Annotated in this window: 24 protein-coding genes and 3 tRNA genes; 7 read left to right on the top strand and 20 right to left on the bottom strand. The window is 51.5% G+C overall.

Annotated features, from left to right (window positions below; translation table 11 throughout):
* Positions 1–63 precede the first annotated feature (63 nt).
* Entirely contained in the window at positions 64–486 is a 423-nt protein-coding gene (gene uspC / locus PGS10_RS13905; RefSeq protein ID WP_045376202.1) for a universal stress protein UspC, read from the top strand.
* Positions 487–514: 28 nt separating this feature from the next.
* Here the strand turns inward: uspC and otsA are convergent, their stop codons facing one another.
* From otsA to PGS10_RS13880, 5 genes are all read right to left on the bottom strand, one after another.
* Positions 515–1,930 (bottom strand): alpha,alpha-trehalose-phosphate synthase, encoded by a 1,416-nt coding sequence (gene otsA / locus PGS10_RS13900; protein WP_045390293.1) that lies wholly within the window; start codon positions 1,928–1,930, stop codon positions 515–517.
* Complete coding sequence (gene otsB, locus PGS10_RS13895) at positions 1,905–2,708, bottom strand: trehalose-phosphatase (RefSeq protein ID WP_045390291.1); 804 nt, start codon at positions 2,706–2,708, stop codon at positions 1,905–1,907. Before otsB ends, otsA begins: the two co-directional genes overlap by 26 nt.
* Positions 2,709–2,869: 161 nt before the next feature.
* On the bottom strand, positions 2,870–3,850 hold the full coding sequence (gene araH / locus PGS10_RS13890; protein WP_047077747.1) for an L-arabinose ABC transporter permease AraH: 981 nt from the start codon (positions 3,848–3,850) through the stop codon (positions 2,870–2,872).
* Between the two features lie 14 nt (positions 3,851–3,864).
* A complete protein-coding gene (araG, locus tag PGS10_RS13885) occupies positions 3,865–5,379 on the bottom strand; it encodes an L-arabinose ABC transporter ATP-binding protein AraG (RefSeq protein ID WP_047077746.1) in 1,515 nt (504 codons plus the stop codon).
* Positions 5,380–5,440: 61 nt separating this feature from the next.
* Positions 5,441–6,421, bottom strand: a complete 981-nt coding sequence (locus PGS10_RS13880; protein ID WP_045390492.1) for an arabinose ABC transporter substrate-binding protein — start codon at positions 6,419–6,421, stop codon at positions 5,441–5,443.
* A gap of 777 nt (positions 6,422–7,198) precedes the next feature.
* Between PGS10_RS13880 and PGS10_RS13875 the strand changes: the two genes are divergently transcribed.
* The gene (locus PGS10_RS13875) at positions 7,199–7,702 is read left to right on the top strand and encodes a non-heme ferritin-like protein (RefSeq protein WP_047045546.1); all 504 of its coding nucleotides are present in this window, start codon (positions 7,199–7,201) and stop codon (positions 7,700–7,702) included.
* Between the two features lie 57 nt (positions 7,703–7,759).
* Here PGS10_RS13875 and PGS10_RS13870 read toward each other — a convergent pair whose 3' ends face one another.
* A complete protein-coding gene (locus PGS10_RS13870; RefSeq protein ID WP_316423105.1) occupies positions 7,760–8,011 on the bottom strand; it encodes a DUF2766 family protein in 252 nt (83 codons plus the stop codon).
* 127 nt (positions 8,012–8,138) lie between these two features.
* Between PGS10_RS13870 and PGS10_RS13865 the strand changes: the two genes are divergently transcribed.
* Entirely contained in the window at positions 8,139–9,563 is a 1,425-nt protein-coding gene (locus PGS10_RS13865; RefSeq protein ID WP_316423104.1) for an MFS transporter, read from the top strand.
* 44 nt (positions 9,564–9,607) lie between these two features.
* On the opposite strand, the gene PGS10_RS13860 is transcribed toward PGS10_RS13865, so the two are convergent.
* A complete protein-coding gene (locus tag PGS10_RS13860) occupies positions 9,608–10,246 on the bottom strand; it encodes an RpiB/LacA/LacB family sugar-phosphate isomerase (RefSeq protein ID WP_047045541.1) in 639 nt (212 codons plus the stop codon).
* Positions 10,247–10,629: 383 nt separating this feature from the next.
* Here PGS10_RS13860 and ftnA point away from each other — a divergent pair, with 383 nt between their 5' ends.
* On the top strand, positions 10,630–11,127 hold the full coding sequence (ftnA, locus tag PGS10_RS13855; RefSeq protein WP_047045539.1) for a non-heme ferritin: 498 nt from the start codon (positions 10,630–10,632) through the stop codon (positions 11,125–11,127).
* A 33-nt stretch (positions 11,128–11,160) separates the two neighbouring features.
* Here ftnA and PGS10_RS13850 read toward each other — a convergent pair whose 3' ends face one another.
* A complete protein-coding gene (locus tag PGS10_RS13850) occupies positions 11,161–11,400 on the bottom strand; it encodes a YecH family metal-binding protein (protein WP_047045536.1) in 240 nt (79 codons plus the stop codon).
* 193 nt (positions 11,401–11,593) lie between these two features.
* Between PGS10_RS13850 and tyrP the strand changes: the two genes are divergently transcribed.
* A complete protein-coding gene (tyrP, locus tag PGS10_RS13845) occupies positions 11,594–12,805 on the top strand; it encodes a tyrosine transporter TyrP (RefSeq protein ID WP_047045532.1) in 1,212 nt (403 codons plus the stop codon).
* Between the two features lie 27 nt (positions 12,806–12,832).
* Here tyrP and PGS10_RS13840 read toward each other — a convergent pair whose 3' ends face one another.
* The 9 genes from PGS10_RS13840 to uvrY form a co-directional block, all read right to left on the bottom strand.
* The gene (locus PGS10_RS13840; protein ID WP_047045528.1) at positions 12,833–13,501 is read right to left on the bottom strand and encodes a YecA family protein; all 669 of its coding nucleotides are present in this window, start codon (positions 13,499–13,501) and stop codon (positions 12,833–12,835) included.
* A gap of 121 nt (positions 13,502–13,622) precedes the next feature.
* The gene (locus PGS10_RS13835; RefSeq protein WP_045390263.1) at positions 13,623–14,189 is read right to left on the bottom strand and encodes a DUF805 domain-containing protein; all 567 of its coding nucleotides are present in this window, start codon (positions 14,187–14,189) and stop codon (positions 13,623–13,625) included.
* Positions 14,190–14,338: 149 nt separating this feature from the next.
* A complete protein-coding gene (locus PGS10_RS13830) occupies positions 14,339–15,223 on the bottom strand; it encodes a dihydrodipicolinate synthase family protein (protein ID WP_316423103.1) in 885 nt (294 codons plus the stop codon).
* Between the two features lie 224 nt (positions 15,224–15,447).
* Positions 15,448–15,534 (bottom strand) — tRNA-Leu (locus PGS10_RS13825).
* A gap of 13 nt (positions 15,535–15,547) precedes the next feature.
* Positions 15,548–15,621, bottom strand: a tRNA-Cys gene (locus PGS10_RS13820).
* Positions 15,622–15,661: 40 nt separating this feature from the next.
* A tRNA-Gly gene (locus PGS10_RS13815) sits at positions 15,662–15,737 on the bottom strand.
* Between the two features lie 151 nt (positions 15,738–15,888).
* Positions 15,889–16,437, bottom strand: a complete 549-nt coding sequence (pgsA, locus tag PGS10_RS13810; RefSeq protein ID WP_045390257.1) for a CDP-diacylglycerol--glycerol-3-phosphate 3-phosphatidyltransferase — start codon at positions 16,435–16,437, stop codon at positions 15,889–15,891.
* A 57-nt stretch (positions 16,438–16,494) separates the two neighbouring features.
* A complete protein-coding gene (gene uvrC, locus PGS10_RS13805) occupies positions 16,495–18,327 on the bottom strand; it encodes an excinuclease ABC subunit UvrC (RefSeq protein ID WP_316423102.1) in 1,833 nt (610 codons plus the stop codon).
* A complete protein-coding gene (gene uvrY / locus PGS10_RS13800; RefSeq protein ID WP_015705978.1) occupies positions 18,324–18,980 on the bottom strand; it encodes a UvrY/SirA/GacA family response regulator transcription factor in 657 nt (218 codons plus the stop codon). Before uvrY ends, uvrC begins: the two co-directional genes overlap by 4 nt.
* A gap of 465 nt (positions 18,981–19,445) precedes the next feature.
* Here uvrY and PGS10_RS13795 point away from each other — a divergent pair, with 465 nt between their 5' ends.
* Entirely contained in the window at positions 19,446–19,670 is a 225-nt protein-coding gene (locus tag PGS10_RS13795) for a DUF2594 family protein (RefSeq protein ID WP_015365908.1), read from the top strand.
* A 68-nt stretch (positions 19,671–19,738) separates the two neighbouring features.
* On the opposite strand, the gene sdiA is transcribed toward PGS10_RS13795, so the two are convergent.
* A complete protein-coding gene (gene sdiA, locus PGS10_RS13790) occupies positions 19,739–20,461 on the bottom strand; it encodes a transcriptional regulator SdiA (RefSeq protein WP_045390253.1) in 723 nt (240 codons plus the stop codon).
* Between the two features lie 145 nt (positions 20,462–20,606).
* On the opposite strand from sdiA, the gene PGS10_RS13785 reads away from it, so the two are divergent.
* Positions 20,607–21,965, top strand: coding sequence for a CoA transferase (locus PGS10_RS13785; protein WP_213797643.1), 1,359 nt, complete (start codon positions 20,607–20,609; stop codon positions 21,963–21,965).
* Positions 21,966–21,968: 3 nt separating this feature from the next.
* Here the strand turns inward: PGS10_RS13785 and tcyN are convergent, their stop codons facing one another.
* Together tcyN and tcyL are read right to left on the bottom strand one after the other, a co-directional pair.
* Positions 21,969–22,721 (bottom strand): L-cystine ABC transporter ATP-binding protein TcyN, encoded by a 753-nt coding sequence (gene tcyN, locus PGS10_RS13780; protein WP_045390250.1) that lies wholly within the window; start codon positions 22,719–22,721, stop codon positions 21,969–21,971.
* On the bottom strand, positions 22,718–23,386 hold the full coding sequence (tcyL, locus tag PGS10_RS13775; protein ID WP_020078444.1) for a cystine ABC transporter permease: 669 nt from the start codon (positions 23,384–23,386) through the stop codon (positions 22,718–22,720). The genes tcyN and tcyL overlap by 4 nt, the downstream gene beginning before the upstream one ends.
* Positions 23,387–23,399: the final 13 nt, after the last annotated feature.

The raw sequence follows: 23,399 nt of genomic DNA, 5'->3' as shown, positions 1-23,399 counted from the left end.
GGAAAGATGGAATTAGGAGTAAAGAAAGTAGAAAGATCCCGTTGCGTATCTCAAGGAGGCTAGATGCCCTACTCTCATCTGTTAGTCGCCGTCGCCCCAACGCCGGAAAGCCGCATGTTGGTCAATAAAGCGGTGTCTATCGCACGTCCGCTTAATGCGCAGGTCAGCCTGATCACGCTGGCGACAGATCCGGAAATGTATAATCAGTTCGCCGCGCCGATGATGGAGAATTTGCGTGAGATTATGCAGGAGGAGACACGTAGCTTTCTTAATGAACTCGCCGCCCAGGCGGACTATCCCATCAGTAAAATGACCATCGCCAGCGGCGAACTTTGTCATCACGTGAAGGATTTTTGCCGTCAGCATCACGTCGACCTGGTAATCTGCGGCAACCATAACCAGAGCCTGTTTTCCCGCGCAACCTGTTCAGCGAAGAATATCGTCGGCAGCAGCGGAGTCGATGTGCTGTTGGTTTCCCTGGAATAAGCTGATGCCGAAGCATCAGCCATTTTGACTACGCGGAGGGAGTAACTACGGTTGGCTGCTGGCAGCTATCTTCATGCGACTTTACGCGCTTTAGATCGGCAACGAACTGCGCCTGCCAGTTATCAATATCATTATTCTCGATCGCCTTGAGCATTTTGCCATGGCGAATAATTCGCTCCGCAAGCGGCATAGTCAGAGCGCGGTCCAGCGCCGCCGCCACTTCATCGCGATCGTAAGGGTTGACGATGAGCGCGGAAGTCAGTTCATTCGCCGCGCCAGCGAACTGCGATAGCACCAACACCCCAGGGTTTTCAGGGTCCTGCGCGGCGACAAACTCCTTGGCCACGAGGTTCATGCCATCGCGTAGCGGCGTGACCAGCCCCACGTCCGAATAACGAAACACCTTCATGAGTAGTTTGCGATCGAAGTGCTGATTCAAATAATACAGCGGCGTCCACCCCAGTTGACCATAGTGGCCGTTGATTCGCCCGGCGGCCGTTTCCAGTTGATGGCGGATATCCTGATAAGCCTGAACATCGCCCCGCGAAGTGGGCGCTATCTGGGTATAGCGAATTTTTCCACGATGCTGCGGGTAGTTTTCCAGCAGCGCCTCGTAAGCCTGAAAACGCTCCGGCAGCCCCTTGGAGTAATCCAGGCGCTCAACGGAAAAAATATTCTTAACTCCTTTTAGTTCAGCTTTCAATTGAGCCAACTTCGGCGGCAGCGGCCCGCTGGCGCTGCGCGCGACTTCCTGAGGTTCGATGCTTATCGGATAGACGGCAGTACGGAACGTCTTACCCCAGGCACGGTATTGCTGGTGACCCACTTCGCACAAGGTCGTTTGTTGGGCGACGCAATCAACAAATGCCTGCCGGTCGTTTTCGGTCTGAAAGCCGAGTAAATCATAATCACAAAGCTGTTCAAGAAGCTCCGCATGTGGAGGTAAAGCGTTGAATATTTCAGGCGTCGGAAACGGAATATGCAGGAAGAAACCGATGCGGTTTTTGACGCCGTTTTTGCGTAATTCACTGGCAAATGGCAATAGGTGATAATCATGAACCCAAATCATATCGTCGTCGGCTAGCAGCGGCAGCAGCTTTTGCGCCACAGCGGCGTTAACGCGCAGATACCCCTCCCACGCCGGACGCTGAAAATTGACTAAGTCGAGACGATAGTGAAACGCGGGCCATAGCACCGCATTGGAAAACTGATTGTAGTAGAGCTCGTGATCTTCTTCGCTAAGGTTGAATGAGGCCCAGGAAATATCCCCTTTACTCACCTTCTTCAACGGCTGGCTATCATCGCCGATCTCCCCACTCCAGCCAAACCACGTGCCGCCGCTCGCCTTCAGCGCACCTAAAATACCCACCGCCAGGCCGCCAGCGCTGGCCTTTTTATCATTCGGCGTTGCAATACGGTTAGATACTACGACTAAACGACCCATGGTCATCCCTCCCGTTAGTGAATACATCCAGGCATTGGGTATTGTCGACGACGTGACGTAACCACTGATGTACGGCGGCAACATTTGCCAGCCGCCAGCGCGCCTGTGTGTCGCCTTGTCCAACTTTTATCGATACTCCGCCTAATTGATTAACCATAGTAAAACCCGCCTCATCAGTCAGGTCATCGCCGATAAATACCGGCTTTCGTCCCGCAAAAGGCGCTTCCCGCATAAACGCGGCAATCGCTTCACCTTTGTTAATCCCGCGCGGTTTGATCTCAACGACACACTTCCCTTGCTGAATGGCCAGAATCGGATAACGCTGCACGATATCCTGCGCCAATGCCAGGATGGCGCTCTGGTGTTGTGGCGCCTGGCGATAGTGCAGCGCAAAAGCGATGCCTTTATCTTCCAGCTCACTGCCAGGCAGCGCCTGTAGCGCCGAAGTTAATGCTTCGCCGACCTCACGGCTCAGCGCCGGCGGTAGTGATACATCATGTCTTTTTCCATTGATATCGCGGCGTTCAGCCCCGTGGACGCCGGCAAGCGGCAATCGCCAGTGACGGGTAAGTGCGTCGAGCTCTGCGAGTGAGCGCCCTGAAATCAATGCCACAGCGTCATGTTGCTGCTGTGCCAGTAATCGCAACATCTGAAGGACGTCTTCGGGGATAACAACCTGATCGGGATGAGGTTTGATATCGGCAAGCGTGCCGTCAAGATCCAGAAAAAATGCGTGGTTTCCGGTTAGCTCAGGCGGTACAGATATCTGGTCAGCCACCCTGTATTCCTCCTTATCATGGCCAGCATTACGCTGGTTGTTAACTAATTGTTAGCCATGTAAGTATAGACAGTGTGACCAGCCTCGCCATTTTTGATAGTCACCGCCAGCGCAGCGGGCGCTGGCGGGACATTATGAGTAGACTTAAAAGTTGCGCTCAATTAATGCGAACGTTTCGCTTTTTGCTTGTAACGGTCGAAGATAACCGCCGCCAACAATATCACCCCGCGGACCACATATTGCGAGAATGGCGAGATGTTCAGCAGGTTCATCGCATTCTCTACGGTACCCAGAATCAGGATCCCGGCCACCACATAAGAGATCTTACCGATCCCGCCTTTTAGCGATACGCCACCCAGTACGCATGCCGAGATCACAATCAGTTCATAACCAATTGAGGTCATAGGCTGACCACTGGTCATGCGCGAAGCCAAAATGATCCCCGCAGCCGCCGATACCAGACCTGAAAGAACGAAGATGATAATCTTGGTACGAACCACCGGTACCCCTGCCAGACGCGCAGCCTCCTCATTGCCTCCTATTGCCAGAGTATTGCGGCCAAAGGTGGTTTTATTCAGCAGCAGTCCAAAGACGATCAGGCAGGCAACCGTCAGCCAGATAGGCGCCGGCAAACCTAACCAGTTGGCATAGCCCAGGGTGAAGAAACGTTCATCCTCAATGCCAACCGCTTTACCATCGGAAATAATATAGGCTAGCCCGCGGACAATTTGCATGGTGGCCAGGGTCGTGATTAGCGCGTTGATCTTCAAACGCGCAATAACAAAACCATTCACCAGCCCGCTGACCGCCCCTAATAGTAATCCTGCGGTAATACCAATCCACAGGCTTTCGGTGAGATTAATCACCACCGCTGTTGTCACACCGGCGCAGGCAATCACAGAAGCAACTGACAAATCAAAATCGCCTGAAGCCAGGCAGAACAGCATTCCGCAGGCGACCATTCCCGACATGGAAATCGCCAGCCCCAACCCTTTCATGTTGACGAAAGAAGCAAAATTGGGAACAAAGATCACGCAGCCGATGAATAACACGGCGAAGACCACCAGCATACCAAACTGATCCCAGATTCGGCCGAAACTGAAAGAGGATCGGGCAGCGCTGGGTGTAGTTACAGATGACATCATTCACTCCTTACTCAGGCTACGGCCTGGCTGACTTTAGGCATTGCAAGGCTCAGCGCCTGCTGTTCATTCGCGTCTTCATGCAGCAATTCACCGGCCACTTCACCTTCGCGCATGACGACGATGCGGTCGGCGACGCCGAGCACTTCTGGCAGGTCGCTGGAGGCAAAAACGACCGCCACGCCAGAAGCCGCCAGCGCATAGATAACGTTGTAGATTTCATGCTTTGCGCCAACATCAATGCCGCGGGTCGGTTCATCAAGCAGGATGACCTTCATCTCTTCCGACAACCAGCGACCAAGAATAGCCTTCTGCTGATTACCACCGGAAAGATTCATAATTAACTGCTCAGCTCCTGGGGTTTTAATATTGAGCGATTTGATATGTTGTTCGGCATTACTCGCTTCCCAGGCATTGTTAATCAGGCAGCCGGCATGAATATGCTTACGCCGGGCGCTGATATTTATGTTGTCGCGCACCGAATGTACCGGAATGATGCCCTCGGCTTTGCGATCCTCCGGACACAGCATCATTCCCGCCTGAATCGCCTGCGCGGGTTTGCGAATATTTATCGCCTGACCATCGATATAGACCTGACCGCCGGTAATTCTGCTGCCGCCAAACAGCCCTTTCATTAATTCACTGCGTCCGGCGCCGACCAGACCAAACAGGCCGACAATTTCACCGCTGCGTACCGATAAACTGATTGGCATTCTGACGCCCGGCGCTTTAACCTCTTCGAGCCGCAGCCGCTCACTGCCATATTCACGCGCTTTCCAGCCGTAGATATCGCCAAGATTACGACCCACCATCGCTTGCACGAGCACGTCGTGGTCCACCAGCCGCATGTCATCGAAGGTACGCACGTAGCGGCCATCTTTAAACACGGTAATGGCATCGCTGAGAGCGAAAATTTCCTCCATACGGTGTGAGACATAAATAATCACTCGCCCTTCTTCACGTAGCTCGCGAATGACGCGAAAAAGGTTGTCGATTTCCCGTGCGGAGAGTGAACTGGTAGGCTCATCAAACGCGATGATCTTCGCGTTACGCGCCAGCGCCTTGGCAATTTCCACCATCTGCCACTGGCCGATCGACAAATACTTCAGCGGCGTCTCCGGGTCGATATCCAACCCCAGATGTTCTAACTGCAGCCGCGCTTCATAATTCAATAAAGACCGGTTCACAATGCTGCCTTTATGCGGCAACTGACCAAGATAGATATTTTCGGCAACGGTCATTTCCGGGATAAGATGCAGTTCCTGATAAATAATCGCCACGCCGGCATTTAGCGCCGCGGTGGTATTACTAAATGCCATCTGCTGGCCATCAATTTGCAGATACCCGGCAGTCGGAATGTAGTTACCGCTGAGAATTTTTAAGAGGGTGGACTTCCCGGCGCCGTTTTCACCCATCAGCGCGTGGATCTGCCCGCGATAGCAGTCAAAGCTGATATCAGACAGCGCTTTAACGCCCGGGAACGTCATGGTGATGCCGCGAAATGAGAGATAAGGGGTAGATTGTTGCATAACGACTCCGCTCTACTACGCATAACCTCCCGCCAGGGCGGGAGGCGGAATGAACCCGGCCTTACAGCCCTTTCTTCGCCAATTCTTGCTTAAAGTTATCGCGGGTAATCAGCACCACGTCGGTCACGGCGGTAAATTTCGGCGGCTCGGTCCCTTTGGTCACCCAGTTGTAGAGCATCTCACTGGTTTTATAGCCATGAATGTCCGGGCTTGGCAGCAAAGAGCCATAGAACCCCGTCGGCTGGGCTTTCGAAAGTTCGTTCACCGCGTCAACGCCGTTAATGCCGATACCGATAACATCCGGCGCTTTAAAGCCCTGGCCTTCAGTCGCACGTACGCCACCCAACACGGTGTTATCGTTCATGCCAACAATTAACCAGTGTTTGACCTGAGGGTGCTGAACCAACATGGAGTTGCCCGCATCGAAAGCCCCTGGGATATCATTAGATTTGGTTGGCACGCGATAGATCTGTTTTTCCGGGAAACCCGCCGCTTTCAGCGCGTCGATCGAACCGGTAGTACGGCGGCGGGCGGTATCCAGTTCATCGGCGGTAATCGCCATCACGCCGGTATCTTTCACGTCCCAGCCGCGTTTTTGCATCTCTTTATACAATTCCTGCCCCTGACGAGCGCCGATTTCGCTGGCGGCCATCATGACCAGCGGCACGCTCTCCATCGGCTTACCTTTGGCATTAACAAACTGATCGTCGACGGTGATAACTTTCATGTCATAGCCGCGTGCCTTGGCAACAATCGCCGACCCCAGTTTTGGGTCCGGCGTGCAGATGACAAATCCCTTCGCGCCGCTGGCGGCGAGGCTGTCGATCGCATTAAGCGTTTTTTCGCCATCCGGTACCGCGATTTTAATGACATCAAAGCCCAGGTCCTTGCCGGCTTTATCAGCAAATTTCCACTCGGTCTGGAACCAGGGTTCCTCTGGTTGCTTCACCAGAAAACCGAGCTTGAGGTTTTCAGCCATAGCTGATTGTGACATAACCGCCGCGAGGCCAATGGCCGCCAGCGCTTTAGTGAATTTGTGCATGGTAAACTCCAGCTTTATTTCGCTTTTCTGTAGGGAAAAATCGGACTTAAATTTTTTATCGGTCTTAAAACAAGGCATTAGAAAAAACGCAATCAACATTGCCGTTGTTAAAATAGTTTTAACTGGAAATTATTTATCCATACGAGAGCGTCATCACACCGCAGAATTACAGTAATTGCGTACATAAATTCAGCAAAAAATGACATAAAAAAAACGCTAATTGTCAGACAATTAGCGTCATGCGTGACATAATAATCCATATCATCAGCAGACTTATCCTTGTGGCTGCGTCGACGCTATCCCAGGCGACTCTGGCCTTCTATTCTCAGCCAGCATAGACGTTATTCTTCTACCCCCTTACAAAAATGATCTATCACAAATTCATTCTCATCTCGCTATTTTCGAATAATGAATAAGCTATGATCGATATATGAAATTATCGTTAAATCAACTTTATTAATACAAATTAACTAGCCCTACGAATAATTAAACATAAGCATTTAAATTCAGATGGTTACAATACAATAATTACAAAAAACCAATTTAAACAATCGCTAAGCTGATGTTGTAACAAATCGTAAATTACCCGTGTTGAGAGTTTCCTTATTCTATATACAAGGGTATTCTTAATGTGTCGGCAGAAACAAATAAATGGTTAAGTGCAAATGGAAAGCACCGTATTTATTTCCTGCCCATTGCATTGCGCCTGCTGTATTCGCCTGTGCAAGGCGATGGTAGCGCGTCATACTTCCCTTGCGGATAAATAAGGATATTGTTATGGCAGTTCCAGGAATGGTTCAGAAATTAAATACCCAGATTAATCTTGAGTTTCACGCCTCAAATGTTTATCTACATTTAGGCGAATGGTGCGCGCAGCAGCGCCTGAACGGTACCGCAACCTTCTTACGTACCCGTGCGCAATCCAGCGTGACGTTAATGATGCAGGTTTTTGACTATATGAAAAAGGCCGGGGCCTGGCCAATAGTGAAAGCCGATGAAAGCTATCCCCCACAATGCTCAACGCTTGAAGAGGTGTTTGCCAAAACCCTTGAAGAGTATCAGCAACGTAGCAACATGCTGTCCGGTCTGGCGCAGGAAGCAAAAGCGCAGCACGATGACACAACGTGGCGTTTTTTGACGCTGCTGGAGAAAGAACAGCAGCAAGATGGACTTTTATTGCAAACCGTCCTTGATGAAATACGGACTGCAGATAAAGCCGGGCTCGGTATGGAGCAAACGGACCGTCGACTTCTCAATCTCATCTCGCCTCAACACCACTAATTGAATCCGGCCGTTCCTGACTGGAACGGCCGGGCAATCAACTGCGCAGTGATAAATCTAGTGCGCTTCACCCTGCGGGGTAAACTTCAGCTCAATCAATGCAATTGCTTTTTGTACTGCGCGCAGCGTAACCGGATCCGCCGAAGCAGGGCTGCTCGCAAAATCAATCGCTTTTAACTGGGCCGCCATTTTTTCGCGCACTTCGACCGGGGCGATAACGTCAATCACATCGAGGATTTGTTTGATGACCAGCTGGCATGCAACGACATCAGATACCAGCTCATCTTGTTCAGTGAAAAGTTGAGACATTTTTTACTCCTATTTTCAGGAGCGTAATAGTAACCTAAATCGCACCAGATAAAAAAACATGTGCGGGAGCGGCGAAAAGAAAACGTACCGCAAAGATACTTATTCACTTTGCTATGGCAACGACTCAATGGGTACAACAACAATTACGCCGAAAGCAGGCGCTTTTTCCGCCCCGGCATTATTGGTGGCTGGCGCTTTCTTTATGGAGTTTCTCGATGGCACGGTCATCGCTACCGCCCTGCCTGATATGGCGAAGGATTTTGGCGTAGCGGCGGTCGCGCTTAATATCGGCATCAGCGCCTACCTGATCACCCTCGCGGTGCTGATCCCCGCCAGCGGCTGGATTGCCGACCGCTTCGGCGCGCGAAAAGTGTTTACGCTGGCACTAGCCATTTTTACCCTCGCCTCCGTTTTCTGCGGTTTATCGCGCAACATCGAAAGCTTTGTGACAATGCGCATTCTACAGGGCGTCGGCGGCGCGCTAATGGTCCCCGTCGGGCGACTGGCGGTGTTGCGCGCCACGCCCAAAGATCAGCTCATCAAGGCAATAGCCACGCTGACCTGGCCGGCATTGGTCGCACCGATAATCGGCCCGCCGCTCGGGGGCTTTATTACCAGTTACGCCAGCTGGCACTGGATCTTTTTTATAAACGTGCCGCTTGGGCTACTGGCGATGGCGCTCTCGCTACGCATCATTCCCAGCATCCGTGAAGAAGAACGCCGCCCCTTCGACCTCCCCGGTTTTGTGGCGACGTCATTGGCAATGATAAGTCTGGTGGCAGCTATGGAACGGCTCGGCGACCAGCAGCCACAAAGTTGGCAAACGCCGGCGCTCCTGGCGACGGGTATGGGATGTATGGCTTTTGCGCTACGTCATTTCCGCCGCGCCGCCTGGCCAATGGTACGGTTGGACGCTCTGCAGGTTCCGACTTTCCGGGTAACCATGTACGGCGGTTCACTGTTTCGCGCCTCGATAAGCGCCGTCCCGTTTCTGCTTCCGCTATTATTCCAGGTAGGGTTCGGTATGGATGCTTTTCATTCCGGGCTACTGGTGCTGGCCGTTTTCGTCGGCAATCTCACTATCAAGCCCGCAACCACGCCGCTCATCCGCTGGTTGGGTTTTCGCCGCTTATTGCTGATTAACGGTGCGCTGAATGTCGCCTCGCTACTTGCCTGCGCGCTGTTAACGCCGCAAACGCCGGCATGGCTGATAATGTTGATCCTCTATCTTGGCGGGGTGTTCCGTTCCATCCAATTTACCGGCGTCAGTACGCTCGCTTTTGCCGACGTTCCTTCCGCTCAGATGAGTTATGCCAATACGCTGTTCAGCACCGCTTCACAGCTGGCGGTTGGGCTAGGTATCACTCTCGGCGCCATCGGCATCCGCATCGGTGAACAGTTGAGCGAGTGGTTTAACCTGACGACTCTACCGGGAATTGATTACCGTATGGCGTTTGTCTTTATTGCGCTGATTTGTTTGGTAGGGATGGTTGATACGTTGCACCTTACGCGAGATGCTGGCAGCACGGTATCCAGCAAAGAAAAACCATAGCAAACAGACCTGCACATGGATGCAGGCCTGTTTGAAAAGCCCTATCAACCAATAATCTGGCGGACAAAAGCTTCGATTTCTTTATCCTGGCAGTTTTCGAAGAAGCATTGCTGGAACCGCGGCCCGGAAACGGCGGTTTTTACCAGTTCCGGATCGATCGCCCGCAGGGTATCAAGATAATTTTCTTTCACCACCGCCGCTTTCACTGTGTTGAGGATGCCCGCGTTGCGTACCTGCGGTTCTTTGCGCTCAGGCGGATAACCTTCGCCATTGCGGCCCGTAAAGGCCTTCTCGAAGATAAAGCGCACGTTCAACTCCGCCCCCCAGCCAAAGCCTTTAGCAAAAGGCAGCGACAACGCGTTACCGTTGTTGATTTGGGCAAACAGGAAGGCATCCGCAGGGTCAATACAATAACCACAGACCACCCCTGGATGAATATTCAATGACATCAACGCGCCCTGACCTGTGCCGCAACCGGTCACCACGAAATCGACCGCTTTAGCGTTCAGCAGGATGCTGGCCATGATCCCCAGATGAATGTAGGTCAGATGATGGTCCTGTTCATCACTCATTCCCACGTTGTAAACCGGAAAGCCTTTCTCATCAGCAACGGTTTTCAACTCGTTGAGAATGATGGCGTTTTTGCTGGCCTGGCTGTTTTCCATCATCAGTGCGATTTTCATGCTTCACTCTCCTGAAAGCTGTGCGGGAGCGGCCCGCGAGTTCATTAGCGTTATCAGGACTCTACTACTTCATAAATGCATTTTCAAACTTTATGAAAAGCTGTTTTATAAATTACGTAGCGCTTCACACTTTAAGATCCGAGGCCCACGTACCGCCACCTTTGCCTCTGCGCCTAACGATGAGTATGTTGTCGTTGGGCTATCACTGACAGAATAATTATTAAATTAAAAGCATTCTCATCCTTTAATATATTGCCAATGCGTTTTATTCCCATTTGCATTTTTAATAATTAAATTTTTTAATTTACTTTTTGCAAATAAATAACTAACAAATTATAGTGGCGCCACACTATGTTTTATTCTTTATTTCCGGAGTGGACGCCATGCTGAAAGCAGAAATGATCGAAAAACTTAATGAGCAAATGAATCTTGAGCTTTATTCTTCTTTGCTTTATCAGCAGATGAGCGCATGGTGCAGCTACCATAGCTTTGAAGGCGCCGCCGCGTTTCTCCGCCGCCACGCGCAGGAAGAAATGACGCACATGCAGCGCCTGTTTGACTATTTGACCGATACCGGTAGCCTGCCGCGCATTAATGCCATTAGCTCGCCGTTTGCCGAATATACTTCACTGGATGAACTCTTCCGCCAGACCTATGAACATGAACAGTTAATTACGCAAAAAATTAATGAACTGGCGCATGCGGCGATGACCAATCAGGATTACCCGACCTTTAATTTCCTGCAATGGTATGTTGCTGAGCAGCATGAAGAAGAGAAATTATTCAAATCTGTTATTGATAAACTGACTCTTGTCGGTAAGAGCGGTGAAGGCTTGTACTTTATCGATAAAGAACTGGCAACCCTCGATACACAAAACTAATTCCCGCTGCGGCGGCTGCTGGCCGCCGCGTGTTCAATGACGGCAGATTTTACTTTCGCTGGTATTGAAGCCCTCTTCCACCGCAATAAATTTACCTTTCCGCTGCAAAAAAGCCACCAGTTGCGCCGCATCCAGACCCTGCGCCGAACAGGTGTGAAAGCGCGCATCAATACCAAATTGCGTCTTAATTGCCGCTTCGAGACTGGCAACGCTGTACGATTCGCCCGATGCGATCATCATCTGTAATACTTCATGACCGTGAATAGATGACATAGCTCCTCCTGTAAAAACGTGCAGCATATATGAGTCTGCGCCTGGCGGCTTTGCGCCAGCGCAGTGTTTTCTGCCCGCCAGAAGTGTAAAGTTTTAATTACACACAATGTAACCTTCATTTGACGAAATCACTCATTTCACATACTCTGCGCGGCATAATTATTTGTCCATTCATTCACAGATAGAGAAAAGCGTGAAGAACCGCACTCTGGGTAGTATTTTAATCGTTGCAGGCACCACAATTGGCGCCGGTATGTTGGCGATGCCGCTCGCTTCGGCGGGAGTGGGTTTTGGCGTCACCCTGGTATTACTGATCGCGCTGTGGGCGCTGATGTGCTATACCGCCCTGCTGCTGCTGGAAGTCTATCAACATGTCCCTGCGGATATGGGGTTAGGCTCACTGGCGGCGCGCTATCTCGGCCGCTACGGCCAATGGGTCACCGGTTTCTGTATGCTATTTCTGATGTATGCGCTAACAGCGGCCTACATCAGCGGCGCCGGGGAACTACTGGCCTCCAGTCTGAATCAGTGGCTAAACTGGAGCCTGCCGCCTTCTGCTGGCGTATTGCTCTTTACCGGCATTGGCGGCGCGGTGGTGTGCATCGGGACCTCGCTGGTCGATCTGTTTAACCGCTTTTTATTTAGCGCCAAAATTATCTTCCTTGCGGTGATGCTGGTGCTGCTGCTGCCGCATATTCACCAGATAAATCTCCTGACCCTGCCGTTACAGCAAGGCCTGGCGCTGTCCGCTATACCGGTGATTTTCACCTCGTTTGGTTTTCATGGCAGTATTCCAAGCATCGTTAGCTATCTGAATGGCGATATTCGTAAGCTGCGCCGCGTCTTTATCATCGGTAGCTTTATTCCGCTGGTCGCCTATATTTTCTGGCAACTCGCCACGCTTGGCAGCATCGACTCTCCGGCCTTTACCGCCGTGCTGGCGAAGAATTCCGGCCTGAACGGCCTGCTGGCAGCAATCCGCGATGTTGTCGCCTCGCCGCATGTAGAAGTGGCGGTACATCTGTTTGCCGACTTCGCGTTGGCCACGTCTTTCCTCGGCGTCGCATTGGGTTTGTTTGATTACCTGGCAGATTTGTTCCAGCGTAAAAACACGCCTGCAGGACGTATTCAGAGCGGCATCATCACTTTTCTGCCGCCGCTGGCGTTCGCCCTGTTTTATCCGCAAGGTTTCGTGATGGCGCTGGGATACGCCGGCGTGGCGCTCGCCGTACTGGCGCTGATGCTGCCATCATTGCTGGTGATGAAGAGCCGTAGACTGCACCCGAAGGCGACATGGCGTGTACCCGGCGGCTCGATAGCGCTGTGGCTGGTGTTGAGCTGTGGAGTGGCGATTGTGGTCATTCAATTCTGTATTGTGGCGGGATTATTACCCGCAGTCGGATAAACAACAGGGGCCATTTGGCCCCTGTTGTTATTTAGCTAAGCAACACTGCTTATACTTTTTGCCGCTACCGCAGGGACAAGGATCATTACGCCCCACCTTGGTCTCATTTCTTACCGGTTGCTGCACGGCCGTCGGCTGAGCGTTTTCCATCCAGTAATTATATAAAGCCAGCGCCGCGGGCTTAATACTATCAATGCTTTCGACAAATTCGTCAGCCGTCAGCGTATCGAGCGCTTCGAAGCGTTCTTCCGTTCCGTGTAGCGCAATGGCATCAAGCTGCGGCTGCAGTTCAGCGGGTAACGTCGACCAATCACTGAGAGCAACGCCACGCATGTAGCCGAAGCACCACTCTTCAACAATAGTCAGCTCCTGCCCTTCAAACTCACGGGTGCCGAACAGGGGATCAAACTGCTCCGGATAGTCAGCCAGGCGTTCGGCGATGTCGCTCATATGCTGCAGGGTCAGGTTGACGAAACGGTCGCGCTCGCGATCGTTAGCCCAGCGCGGTACGTTATCCGCTCCGCCCCAGATAGCCAGCAGCCACTGCGCTGGTTCAATTTCGCTCGGTCCGGATAAGATAGCCGTCAGCAGACCATCAAGTTCAGAGACATCAAGGATGGCGCCTTCGGTGGCATATTTCGACAGGATCTCATCCAGCCACTCGAGTTCGCTTTCGTTCAGGGGTCCGGTTTTCATTAACAGGCTCATGATGGTAGAAAAATGGCGCTTACAGTAGCGAAAACGGGAGGAGAAAACCACCCGCTCTCACTATCACAGGTGAATTTATTAACGCCGGGCAGGCCCGGCGGAGAATCAGTTACATATCTTTAATGATATTAGCACGCATCACTTCGTATTCACTTGCGCTAATGACGCCGTCATCAAGCATTTTCTTAGCTTGCGCCAGCCGATCTCTAACATCATCCGCGGCAGAACTCTTACCCATCGTGTTACCACCGACATTGTCGTCGTTCTGTTCATCGCCAAAGCGGTTGCTGCCAATGGTGCCACGGGTGAAAATCATCCAAATCGACATCACCAATGCGGCCAGGCCGCCCAGCGCAATCACCCATACCCATACTGCGGCTCTACCCTCTTCGACGGTGGCGGCAATACCAATCAGGCCGATTAGCATAATGCCGTACGGCGCCAGCAACCACCAACCGGACTTATTGAGATCGTGCAGACGGCGCACCGCAACCGCGATCCCCGGAATGATAATGATTAACCCGAAGATACCGCCAACGACAGGAATCAATCCCAGGATCGCGGACAAAATAAAGTTAGCAATGGTAAAAACCACATATTCCTGGCGCGCGGAGCGGCCGCGGAACGTAGCGTATTTTCGAAAACAGTTCCCGTAGCTTTCAAGCAACGTGGCCATAAGATCCCTCATATATAATTATCATTGCCATTAAGGCTTCACATACCCAAAAGATATCAATACAGCGTTAACATTAACGCCAGTGATATATTACCTTAAATAGTTTGTGAATTTCCTGATAAAAATAGGTAAGGGAAACGCGGTTAACTTCAGCGTAGACCCAGCTTATCCATAACCGATTTAACTTCGTTAATGGCCTCCGCGGAGAGTGAGACCAAAGGTCGTGGTAAACACTCTACTTCGGTCAGTTCGAGAATAGAGGCGGCGGCGGCAATCACTTTCAGACTGCCGTGCAGTCTAAACAATGCCCATAATGGCTCCAGACGCTCGCTTAATACCGATGCCAGCTGCCGATCGCCGCTCAGCGCTGCCGCGGTAATATTTTGGGCAATTTCCGGGAACAGGCCACCGCAAACTGAATACCACAAGTTACAGCCGGCGTTTAACCCTGCAGCGGCAAAAGCGTCGCCGCTGACGCCAATACTGACTCGCTGCGGCACGAGCTGACGAAGCGTAGCGACTCTGACACCAACCTGATCATCCGGCAAACCGGGGATCTTTATTGATGCAATATTAGCTAACGAGCCAATACGCTCAACAAGCGCATCAGAAAAGATCCTGTGGGTGGTACGCGGGTTATCATAAATGCAAATGGGTACCGACACATGGCGATCAACCGTCTGGAACAGGGTGAACACCTCGTCATCCGCCAGAGGCTGGTAATTCAACACCGGTAGCAGCAACGCGTCCGCCCCCGCCTGCTGAGCATCCTCTGCAAGACGTAAAATAGTATCCGTCGCCATCGCACCTATCCCGACCATCATCGGGATCCCTTGCGTATGCTGCTTTGCCGCCAACACAACCGTTTTGCGCTGCTCGCGGTTCAAATAGGCATAGCTGCCGGTCGAGCCCAGGATGCCCAGAGAATCAACTCGCGCCGAAACCAGACGATCGATAATTTTTATCAGCGCGCGGCTATCTACTTCATTGTCGCGCAGCGGCGTCAGTGGAAAAGCACACAATCCGGTAAACATATTTCCCCTACTCCTGTTGCCTGGTTCGAAAATCCCATTAAGCGTAGCAAGCACCGCAGGTTTTGTCATAGGACAAATAACGCTATAGCGCTGTGAGTCTATCTCAGCGGGTGGGGGAGGATGTCAGAAATGATGTCAGGAAATGACGCTTCAGAAATGGAAAAACCACCCGGAGGTGGTTTCACGACACTGCTTATTGCTTTGATTATTCTACTTTATCCCAATGGTACCCGGAGTGGGACTTGAACCCACACAGCGCGAACGCCGAGGGATTTTAAATCCCTTGTGTCTACCGATTCCACCATCCGGGCTCGGGATATAAAGTGGAGGCGCGTTCCGGAGTCGAACCGGACTAGACGGATTTGCAATCCGCTACATAACCGCTTTGCTAACGCGCCTTTAATACTTAAACACCCGCTACTGCCGATGCTTTTAATTTGGAGCGGGAAACGAGACTCGAACTCGCGACCCCGACCTTGGCAAGGTCGTGCTCTACCAACTGAGCTATTCCCGCATCATCAAGTAGATTAGCTAATCACTTGATTTTGTTATCGTCTGGAAGACTGTGCCGCCGTTCGATGCGTTGCATTCTACTTATCTCACGCGGTGAGTCAACGGTATTTTTCGCAACTTCGTCTCGTTTGCTGAAATTTGCGTCGAAACGATCACTGTTCAAGCAAATCGCCGCGCGCAGCGTTCAAATATTGTAGCATTGACCACAGCGTCAACACCGCAGCAACCATGAACAGAACGATACCAGCCCATTCCACCCACATATTCGGCCGCCACAGCATCCAGACCAGCGCCGCCATCTGGGCTGTCGTTTTCACTTTACCAATCCATGATACGGCTACGCTGCTGCGTTTACCCAGCTCTGCCATCCACTCACGAAGTGCAGAAATAATAATTTCACGTGCGATCATCGTCGCTGCCGGCAATGTCACCCACCAGGTATGATAGTGCTCGGCGACCAGCACCATGGCAATCGCCACCATCACTTTATCCGCGACTGGATCAAGGAAGGCGCCAAAACGCGTGCTTTGGTTCCAGCGACGCGCCAGATAACCATCGAACCAGTCGGTAACGGCAGCAACAAAGAAAATTAACGCGCAGACGAAAGGCGCCCAGCTAAAAGGCAGATAGAACGCCAGCACGAAAAACGGTATCAAAATAACGCGAAACAGAGTGAGCAACGTAGGAATATTAAATTGCATGGTAACAGGTAACTATATGTTGTAAGTGTAAATTAGCCCTATGGTGCTACAGAGCCCCTAATGTTTCAACGAGTAGAAGATCTTTTCTGCCAGTCCGTGAGATATCCCCGGTACTTGCGCAATTTCTTCTACACTGGCTTTCTGCAAACCCTGCAGACCACCCATATATTTCAACAACATCTGTCGGCGTTTCGGACCAACGCCGTCAATCGTTTCAAGAGTACTGGTACTTTTCACTTTTGCCCGTTTTTTGCGGTGCCCAGAGATAGCATGATCGTGCGACTCATCGCGAATGTGCTGGATAACATGTAAAGCAGGAGAATCCGGCGGCAGACTAAACCCCTCGCCTTCAGGTTCAAAGAATAATGTCTCCAGTCCGGCTTTACGATCGCTCCCCTTCGCTACTCCCAGCAGCAGCGGATGATTTTTGTCCCACGGTACATCCAGTTCGGCAAATACGGTTTTGGCCTGGCCAAGCTGGCCTTTACCGCCGTCGATCAGGATGACGTCCGGGATTTTGCTCTCTTCAATGGCTTTACCATAGCGGCGACGCAATACCTGATTCATTGCCGCGTAATCATCGCCAGGCGTAATACCGGTAATATTGTAGCGGCGGTATTCCGCCCGCAGCGGACCATTGCTATCAAACACCACGCAGGAAGCGACGGTTTGCTCCCCCATGGTATGGCTGATATCAAAACACTCCATCCGCTTCACCGCAGGCAGTTTCAGTAATGTCGCCAGGGCCTGCAGACGCTGGCTGATCGTTGATTGCTGCGACAGTCTGGTGGTAAGCGCGACAGCGGCGTTGGTACGCGCCAGCTTCAAATAGCGCGCGCGATCGCCGCGGGGTTTGGTCTGCACATTCACCCGACGACCGGCAAGCTCGGAAAGCGAATCGGCAAGCAGGGTTTTATCGCCAAGGTTGAAATCGAGCAATATTTCCCCCGGCAGCGTTCGCATCTGGCTACCCTGCAGGTAGAACTGGCCTACGAAGGTTTCCACTACCTCCCCCAACTCAGTGCCACCCGGAACTTTCGGGAAATAACTGCGGCTACCGAGTACCTTACCCTGACGAATAAAAAGCACATGCACACAGGCCATTCCGGCATCAAACGCCACGCCAATCACATCCAGGTCGTCGCCAGTATTGGAAACAAACTGTTTCTCCGTCACCCGACGTACCGCCTGAATCTGATCGCGGATACGGGCGGCTTCTTCAAATTCAAGCGCCTGACTGGCCTTTTCCATACGGGCAATTAGCTGGGTCAATACCTGATCGTCCTTGCCAGCAAGGAACAGGCGCACATATTCCACCTGCTGTTCGTACTCTTCTTCACTCACCAACCCGGCGACGCATGGCCCTAAACAACGACCAATTTGATATTGCAGACAGGGACGCGAACGGTTGCGATAGACGCTGTTTTCACACTGGCGAATGGGGAAGATTTTTTGCAGCAGCGCGAGCGTCTCGCGGACGGCATAACCGTTAGGGAACGGGCCAAAATATTCGCCTTTGGCGTGTTTAGCGCCGCGGTGCATCGCCAGTCGTGGATGGGTGTCGCCGCTGAGAAAAATAAAAGGATAGGATTTATCGTCGCGCAACAGCACGTTGTAACGTGGCTGGTACAGCTTAATATAGTTATGCTCAAGCAGTAGCGCTTCCGTTTCGGTATGAGTAACGGTTACGTCAATTTGCGCGATCAACGCCACCAGAGCCTCGGTTTTACGCGAAGCCAGGTTGCTGCGAAAATAGCTGCTAAGCCGCTTTTTCAGATCTTTGGCTTTACCAACATAAATGACGGTACCGCCGGCATCATACATACGATAAACGCCCGGTTGGCTGGTAACCGTCTTGAGGAAAGCTTTTGCGTCAAAAACATCACTCACTGACTTGCTAACGACTCCGCATTGCACAGGCCATGGCGAATTGCCAGGTGAGTAAGCTCCACGTCGCCATGAATGTTTAGTTTACTGAACATTCGGTAACGATAGCTATTCACCGTCTTGGGACTCAGGTTTAACTGTTCTGAGATCTCATTGACCTTTTGGCCCTTAGTGATCATCAGCATAATCTGCAATTCGCGTTCAGACAAACTGGCAAACGGCGATTCCGTTTTTTCCGGTTCAATCTGACTGAGCGCCATCTGTTGGGCAATATCGGAAGCGATATAACGCTGACCCGAAGCAACGCAACGAATCGCATTTACCACTTCCTGCGGGGCTGCGCCTTTGCTTAAGTAACCGGCGGCGCCAGCTTGCATAACCTTCGCAGGCAGCGGATTCTCAGTATGCACGGTCAACATGATCACTTTGGTATCGACAATAGAGCGCGCAATTTTACGCGTCGCTTCAAGCCCCCCGATACCCGGCATGTTCATATCCATCAGGACGACGTCCACAGGATTCGCACGGCACCACTTCACGGCATCCTCGCCGCAGCAGGCCTCACCGACAACTTTAATCCCTTTTATATCTTCCAGAATGCGTCGTATCCCTGCGCGCACTAGTTCGTGGTCATCAACAAGAAGTACGTTGATCAAAGGAATAATCTCCAGAATTAGGGATAACGCTACTGATAGTTTATCTCACATATATTACCGGGTTTTATCGTAACTTTAAAAGCCCAAAAAGTGTTCTGGAGAAGATTTCTATCCCATTTATGGCAATTTGTCTCCACACCAGGTGGAAACCTATACAGAACATATAGTTGGATTATGTTTCTTTTTTAACATTCCCCCTACAGAAGGAGCAAAAAAAGCAACAGAACAGCTCGCGGATAAATACGGTTCGAAGGATGTAACAATAATTAACTTCTCCCAAAAACAGCGGCAAAAATTAACGACGCCCGTTAAGATGAACAGATATTATTCAGTAAATTTAACCGCTCAGCGCCCGAAACCTGGAACACAAATCACGCGCTCCTTTTTTTTCTACTGCTTGTGGTATACTGCGCCGCCTTAACATTTAGTATTGCGCAACAGCGCCGATAGCAAACGAGGATATCGATGAGCACACCAGATTTTTCCACTGCAGAAAATAATCAACAACTGGCGCAGGAAGTCTCCTGCCTGAAAGCGCTACTGACGCTAATGCTTCAGGCTATGGGCCAAGCGGACGCAGGCCGCGTGATTATTAAAATGGAAAAACAAATCGCGCAGATGGAAGATGAGGCTCAGGCTGCCGTATTCTCCAGCACCGTTAAGCAAATTAAACAAGCTTACCGTCAGTAAGAAAGGACCGGCTGAAAGTTATCACTGACAGCCGGTTTCACGTCTGACACGCAGAACGAACGATTCGCTCAAATTAATCCTGTTGCGACGGCATAACAGGCGATTTGCGTTTTGTTGGGCGCGTTAAATTTGCGCTGCATATTCTTCTGATGAAAATTGACCGTATTTTCTGAAATAGACAATATCATCGCCACCTCGGCGGAAGTTTTCCCTTCTGCGGTCCATTTGAGAATCTCCAGTTCGCGTCGGCTAAACTTCATCTCCGGCGGCATTACCATCTCATCCTCCAGCCGCAACAGCGCCAGCAGGCTGAGTTCGGTGAGCGTTCTCAGGCGCAATTCTAATTCGTCCTCCTGATAAGAACCCGGTTGCGCATTTTTCGCGGAAACCGATAAGAAGCCCAACGCATGATTTGGCAAGGTAAGACACTGCGTCACACCTTTATTTAAACCATGATCGCGCGCGCCATTCCATAATTCCGGCGTATCGCAAAAGAGCTGGTCATTCCACGGCAAATGCCCACGGAGAAAATTTTCTCTGCGCAATACCGGGTCAACAGCAAAATAATTCTCTGCCTGATAATGAGACATCCAGGCCTGAGGATAAGTTGATTGCAGCGTGAGTTTCGGACGCGTAAAAGGCACCGGATGGCGCACACAAAGTGCGTAGTAGTCGTATTCCAGCGCCTCTGTTTGCTGCTGGAGCAGGTTATAAACCGAATCCCCATCATGAGTTGACTGGAATTGTTGCAGCATTTCCCGCCGCCAGCTGAAAAAATCAATGTCCCTCATAACCTACCAAATAACCCCTGATTGATAATCATTATTATAAATACATAAAACTAACACATAAATCTTATTTATATGTATAAAATAACGTAGCCATCGCATTATTCGATTTTCGCTGACGATTATTTATCGAACTCTGGAGGAAAATATGCTCTCGCCGTCCTCGTCTATGCAGCTCTTTTCCCGGATGTGGCAAGACTTTAGCGCAAGCCCTGTCCCGCCAATCGAGTTCCGCCACCCAGGGGCTTTATCTTCTTGTTTTGCTGTCAGTGATTTTGCTGCCGCCTCAATGGGGATCGCCGCCGCTTACCTTGCCCGCTTGTGCTCATCATCCGCCACGCCAATAGTGGATCGCCGGCTCGCGTCATATTGGTTTTCAGCCAGCGCCAAGCCGCACAATCGCCCAATACAGCAGCTTTGGGATCCATTAGCGGGAGATTATCAAACGGAAGATGGATGGATCCGACTGCATACGAATGCCGCCCATCACAGAATCGCCGTGGCGCAGATTCTGGGGCAACATGCGACGCGGCAAATGTTGGCTCAACAAGTTCGTCAATGGCGCTCGCATGCGTTGGAACAAGCGGTGGTGGAAAATGGCGGTTGCGCGGCGGCGATGCGCAGCGCGGAAGAGTGGCGAGCCCATCCGCAAGGCATCGCCGTCAGCCGGCAGCCGCTGCTGATAGAAGCAGATTTACCGCCTGGACCGTCGGTTGTTTGGCCTCTCTCCTCCTCCCGTCCTTTGTCAGGAATCAGGATACTGGATTTAACCAGGATTATTGCTGGCCCAGTCGCAACACGTTTTCTCGCGGGATTAGGCGCTGATGTATTACGTATCGATCCGGTCGACTGGCAAGAACCCACGCTCGAAGAAGAGATTACGCTGGGTAAGCGCTGCGCCCGATTGAATATAAAAAAACAAATCGATAAGCAACATTTAATCACGTTACTCTCGCAAGCCGACGTCATTGTTCACGGTTACCGCGCTGACGCGTTGGATGCGCTAGGCCTGGATTGTCATACCAGAGCCGCTTTATCGCCGGGAATTGTTGATGTTTCACTGAATGCCTGGGGATGGGAGGGGCCATGGAGAAACCGACGTGGTTTCGACAGTCTGGTGCAAATGGCCTGTGGTATCGCTCATGCCGGTCAACGCTGGCGCGACGCGGATAAACCAATCCCGCTTCCGGTACAAGCCTTAGACCACGCGACGGGGTATCTGATGGCTGCTGCGGTATTAAAAGGGATAGGACAACGCATAGAGAGCGGCAAAGGTTATCGTGCACGGCTGTCATTGGCGCGCGTCGCCGCCACCCTGATGGAGTGGCCAGGCGCACGGCATGAGATGCCTTTCGCGCCGCTGCAACGTCGTGATTTTCAACCTGCGATGGAATGGTCGACATTTGGTCTGGCTGAACGGCTCACATTTCCCATCCGCCTGTCGGGTACGCCCATTATCTGGTCACGACCGCCCTGCCGTTTAGGGTCGGCCGCGCCAGAATGGTAACATTTACTGCATTAAAAATTTCTCAAGGAACTGACGCGTCCGCGGCTGCTGAGGATTAGCAAATAGCTCTCTGGCCTTACCTTGTTCGACGATACGTCCCTGATCCATGAAAATGGCGCGGTCGGCGACATCACGAGCGAAGCTCATCTCATGGGTCACAATAACCATGGTACGTTTCTCCTGCGCCAGCTGGCGTATGGTGTTGAGCACCTCGCCCACCAACTCAGGATCCAATGCAGAAGTCGGCTCATCAAAAAGGATAACGTCCGGGCGCATTGCTAACGCGCGGGCAATTGCCACACGCTGCTGCTGCCCGCCGGATAAACGACGCGGATAGCTATTCTCTTTTCCCGATAACCCCACCTTTGCCAGCAGCTCACGCGCCAGAGAAATGGCCTCGTTCTTATCTTCGCCTTTTACGATAACCGGCCCTTCAATAATATTTTCCAGCACCGTACGATGCGGAAACAGATTGAAGTTCTGAAACACAAAGCCAACATGCTGACGCAGGCGGCGGATCAGCCCTTTTTGCTGGCTAATACTACGCGACGTATCGATAGTCACATCACCCACGCGAATGGTACCGCTTTCGGGGTGCTCAAGCAGGTTAATGCTGCGCAACAGCGTGGTTTTACCGGAGCCGCTAGGACCGATAATTGCCACCACTTCCCCTTCCTGAACCTCGAGATCGATACCGTGCAGCACGGTCTGCCCGTGGAATTTCTTCACCAGTTTTTTGACTTCAATCGCACTCATTTTGGATCACGCTCCTGGCGATTCAGCTGATTTTCAAAATAATTCTGCAAGGTTGAGAGTACGGTCGCCATCACCCAATAGATCAGCGAGGCGGCCAGATACATCGTAAAGACCTCCAGCGTACGCGAGGTAATTAACTGCGCCTGACGGAACAGTTCCGGTACCTGAATCGTCGCCGCCAGCGAAGTATCTTTGACGAGGCTGATAAAGCTGTTAGAGAGCGGCGGCAGCGCCACGCGGGCAGCCTGGGGTAAAATAGCCCGTCGCAAGGTCTGCCACGGCGTCATACCGATACTCGCTGCCGCTTCCCACTGCCCTTTATCTATAGAGGCAATTGCCGCTCGCAACGTTTCCGCCGCATAGGCCGCGGTATTCAATGACAGGCCAATCATCGCCGCCGGAATAGGATCCAACTCAATGCCGAACTGCGGCAGACCGTAATAGATCATAAACAGTTGAGCAATCAACGGAGTTCCGCGGAAAATGGAGATATACATCCGCGCCAGCCATCTGATCGGCCAGATGGACGACATGCGCATCAGTGCGAGGATAAAGCCCAGCAGCAGACCAAAGAACATGCCGCCGATGCTCAGTTGTAACGTAAAAACCGCGCCCTTTAACAGGTATGGTGCGGAATCAATGACCAGTTGGATACTTTCGTGCATTCTATTAATTCTG

The organism is Klebsiella sp. 141153 (assembly GCF_032601995.1).
GTDB classification, from domain to species: Bacteria; Pseudomonadota; Gammaproteobacteria; order Enterobacterales; family Enterobacteriaceae; genus Klebsiella; species Klebsiella aerogenes.
Note: the sequence above shows the minus strand (reverse complement) of the source record. Positions and strands in the feature narration are given on the sequence as shown.

Coding starts and splice junctions, on each gene's coding strand:
- uspC (WP_045376202.1), top strand. CDS start 64: ATGCCCTACTCTCATCTGTTAGTCGCCGTCGCCCCAACGCCGGAAAGC.
- otsA (WP_045390293.1), bottom strand. CDS start 1,930: ATGGGTCGTTTAGTCGTAGTATCTAACCGTATTGCAACGCCGAATGAT.
- araH (WP_047077747.1), bottom strand. CDS start 3,850: ATGTCATCTGTAACTACACCCAGCGCTGCCCGATCCTCTTTCAGTTTC.
- araG (WP_047077746.1), bottom strand. CDS start 5,379: ATGCAACAATCTACCCCTTATCTCTCATTTCGCGGCATCACCATGACG.
- PGS10_RS13880 (WP_045390492.1), bottom strand. CDS start 6,421: ATGCACAAATTCACTAAAGCGCTGGCGGCCATTGGCCTCGCGGCGGTT.
- PGS10_RS13875 (WP_047045546.1), top strand. CDS start 7,199: ATGGCAGTTCCAGGAATGGTTCAGAAATTAAATACCCAGATTAATCTT.
- PGS10_RS13870 (WP_316423105.1), bottom strand. CDS start 8,011: ATGTCTCAACTTTTCACTGAACAAGATGAGCTGGTATCTGATGTCGTT.
- PGS10_RS13865 (WP_316423104.1), top strand. CDS start 8,139: ATGGGTACAACAACAATTACGCCGAAAGCAGGCGCTTTTTCCGCCCCG.
- PGS10_RS13860 (WP_047045541.1), bottom strand. CDS start 10,246: ATGAAAATCGCACTGATGATGGAAAACAGCCAGGCCAGCAAAAACGCC.
- ftnA (WP_047045539.1), top strand. CDS start 10,630: ATGCTGAAAGCAGAAATGATCGAAAAACTTAATGAGCAAATGAATCTT.
- PGS10_RS13850 (WP_047045536.1), bottom strand. CDS start 11,400: ATGTCATCTATTCACGGTCATGAAGTATTACAGATGATGATCGCATCG.
- PGS10_RS13840 (WP_047045528.1), bottom strand. CDS start 13,501: ATGAAAACCGGACCCCTGAACGAAAGCGAACTCGAGTGGCTGGATGAG.
- PGS10_RS13835 (WP_045390263.1), bottom strand. CDS start 14,189: ATGGCCACGTTGCTTGAAAGCTACGGGAACTGTTTTCGAAAATACGCT.
- PGS10_RS13830 (WP_316423103.1), bottom strand. CDS start 15,223: ATGTTTACCGGATTGTGTGCTTTTCCACTGACGCCGCTGCGCGACAAT.
- pgsA (WP_045390257.1), bottom strand. CDS start 16,437: ATGCAATTTAATATTCCTACGTTGCTCACTCTGTTTCGCGTTATTTTG.
- PGS10_RS13795 (WP_015365908.1), top strand. CDS start 19,446: ATGAGCACACCAGATTTTTCCACTGCAGAAAATAATCAACAACTGGCG.
- sdiA (WP_045390253.1), bottom strand. CDS start 20,461: ATGAGGGACATTGATTTTTTCAGCTGGCGGCGGGAAATGCTGCAACAA.
- PGS10_RS13785 (WP_213797643.1), top strand. CDS start 20,607: ATGCTCTCGCCGTCCTCGTCTATGCAGCTCTTTTCCCGGATGTGGCAA.
- tcyN (WP_045390250.1), bottom strand. CDS start 22,721: ATGAGTGCGATTGAAGTCAAAAAACTGGTGAAGAAATTCCACGGGCAG.
- tcyL (WP_020078444.1), bottom strand. CDS start 23,386: ATGCACGAAAGTATCCAACTGGTCATTGATTCCGCACCATACCTGTTA.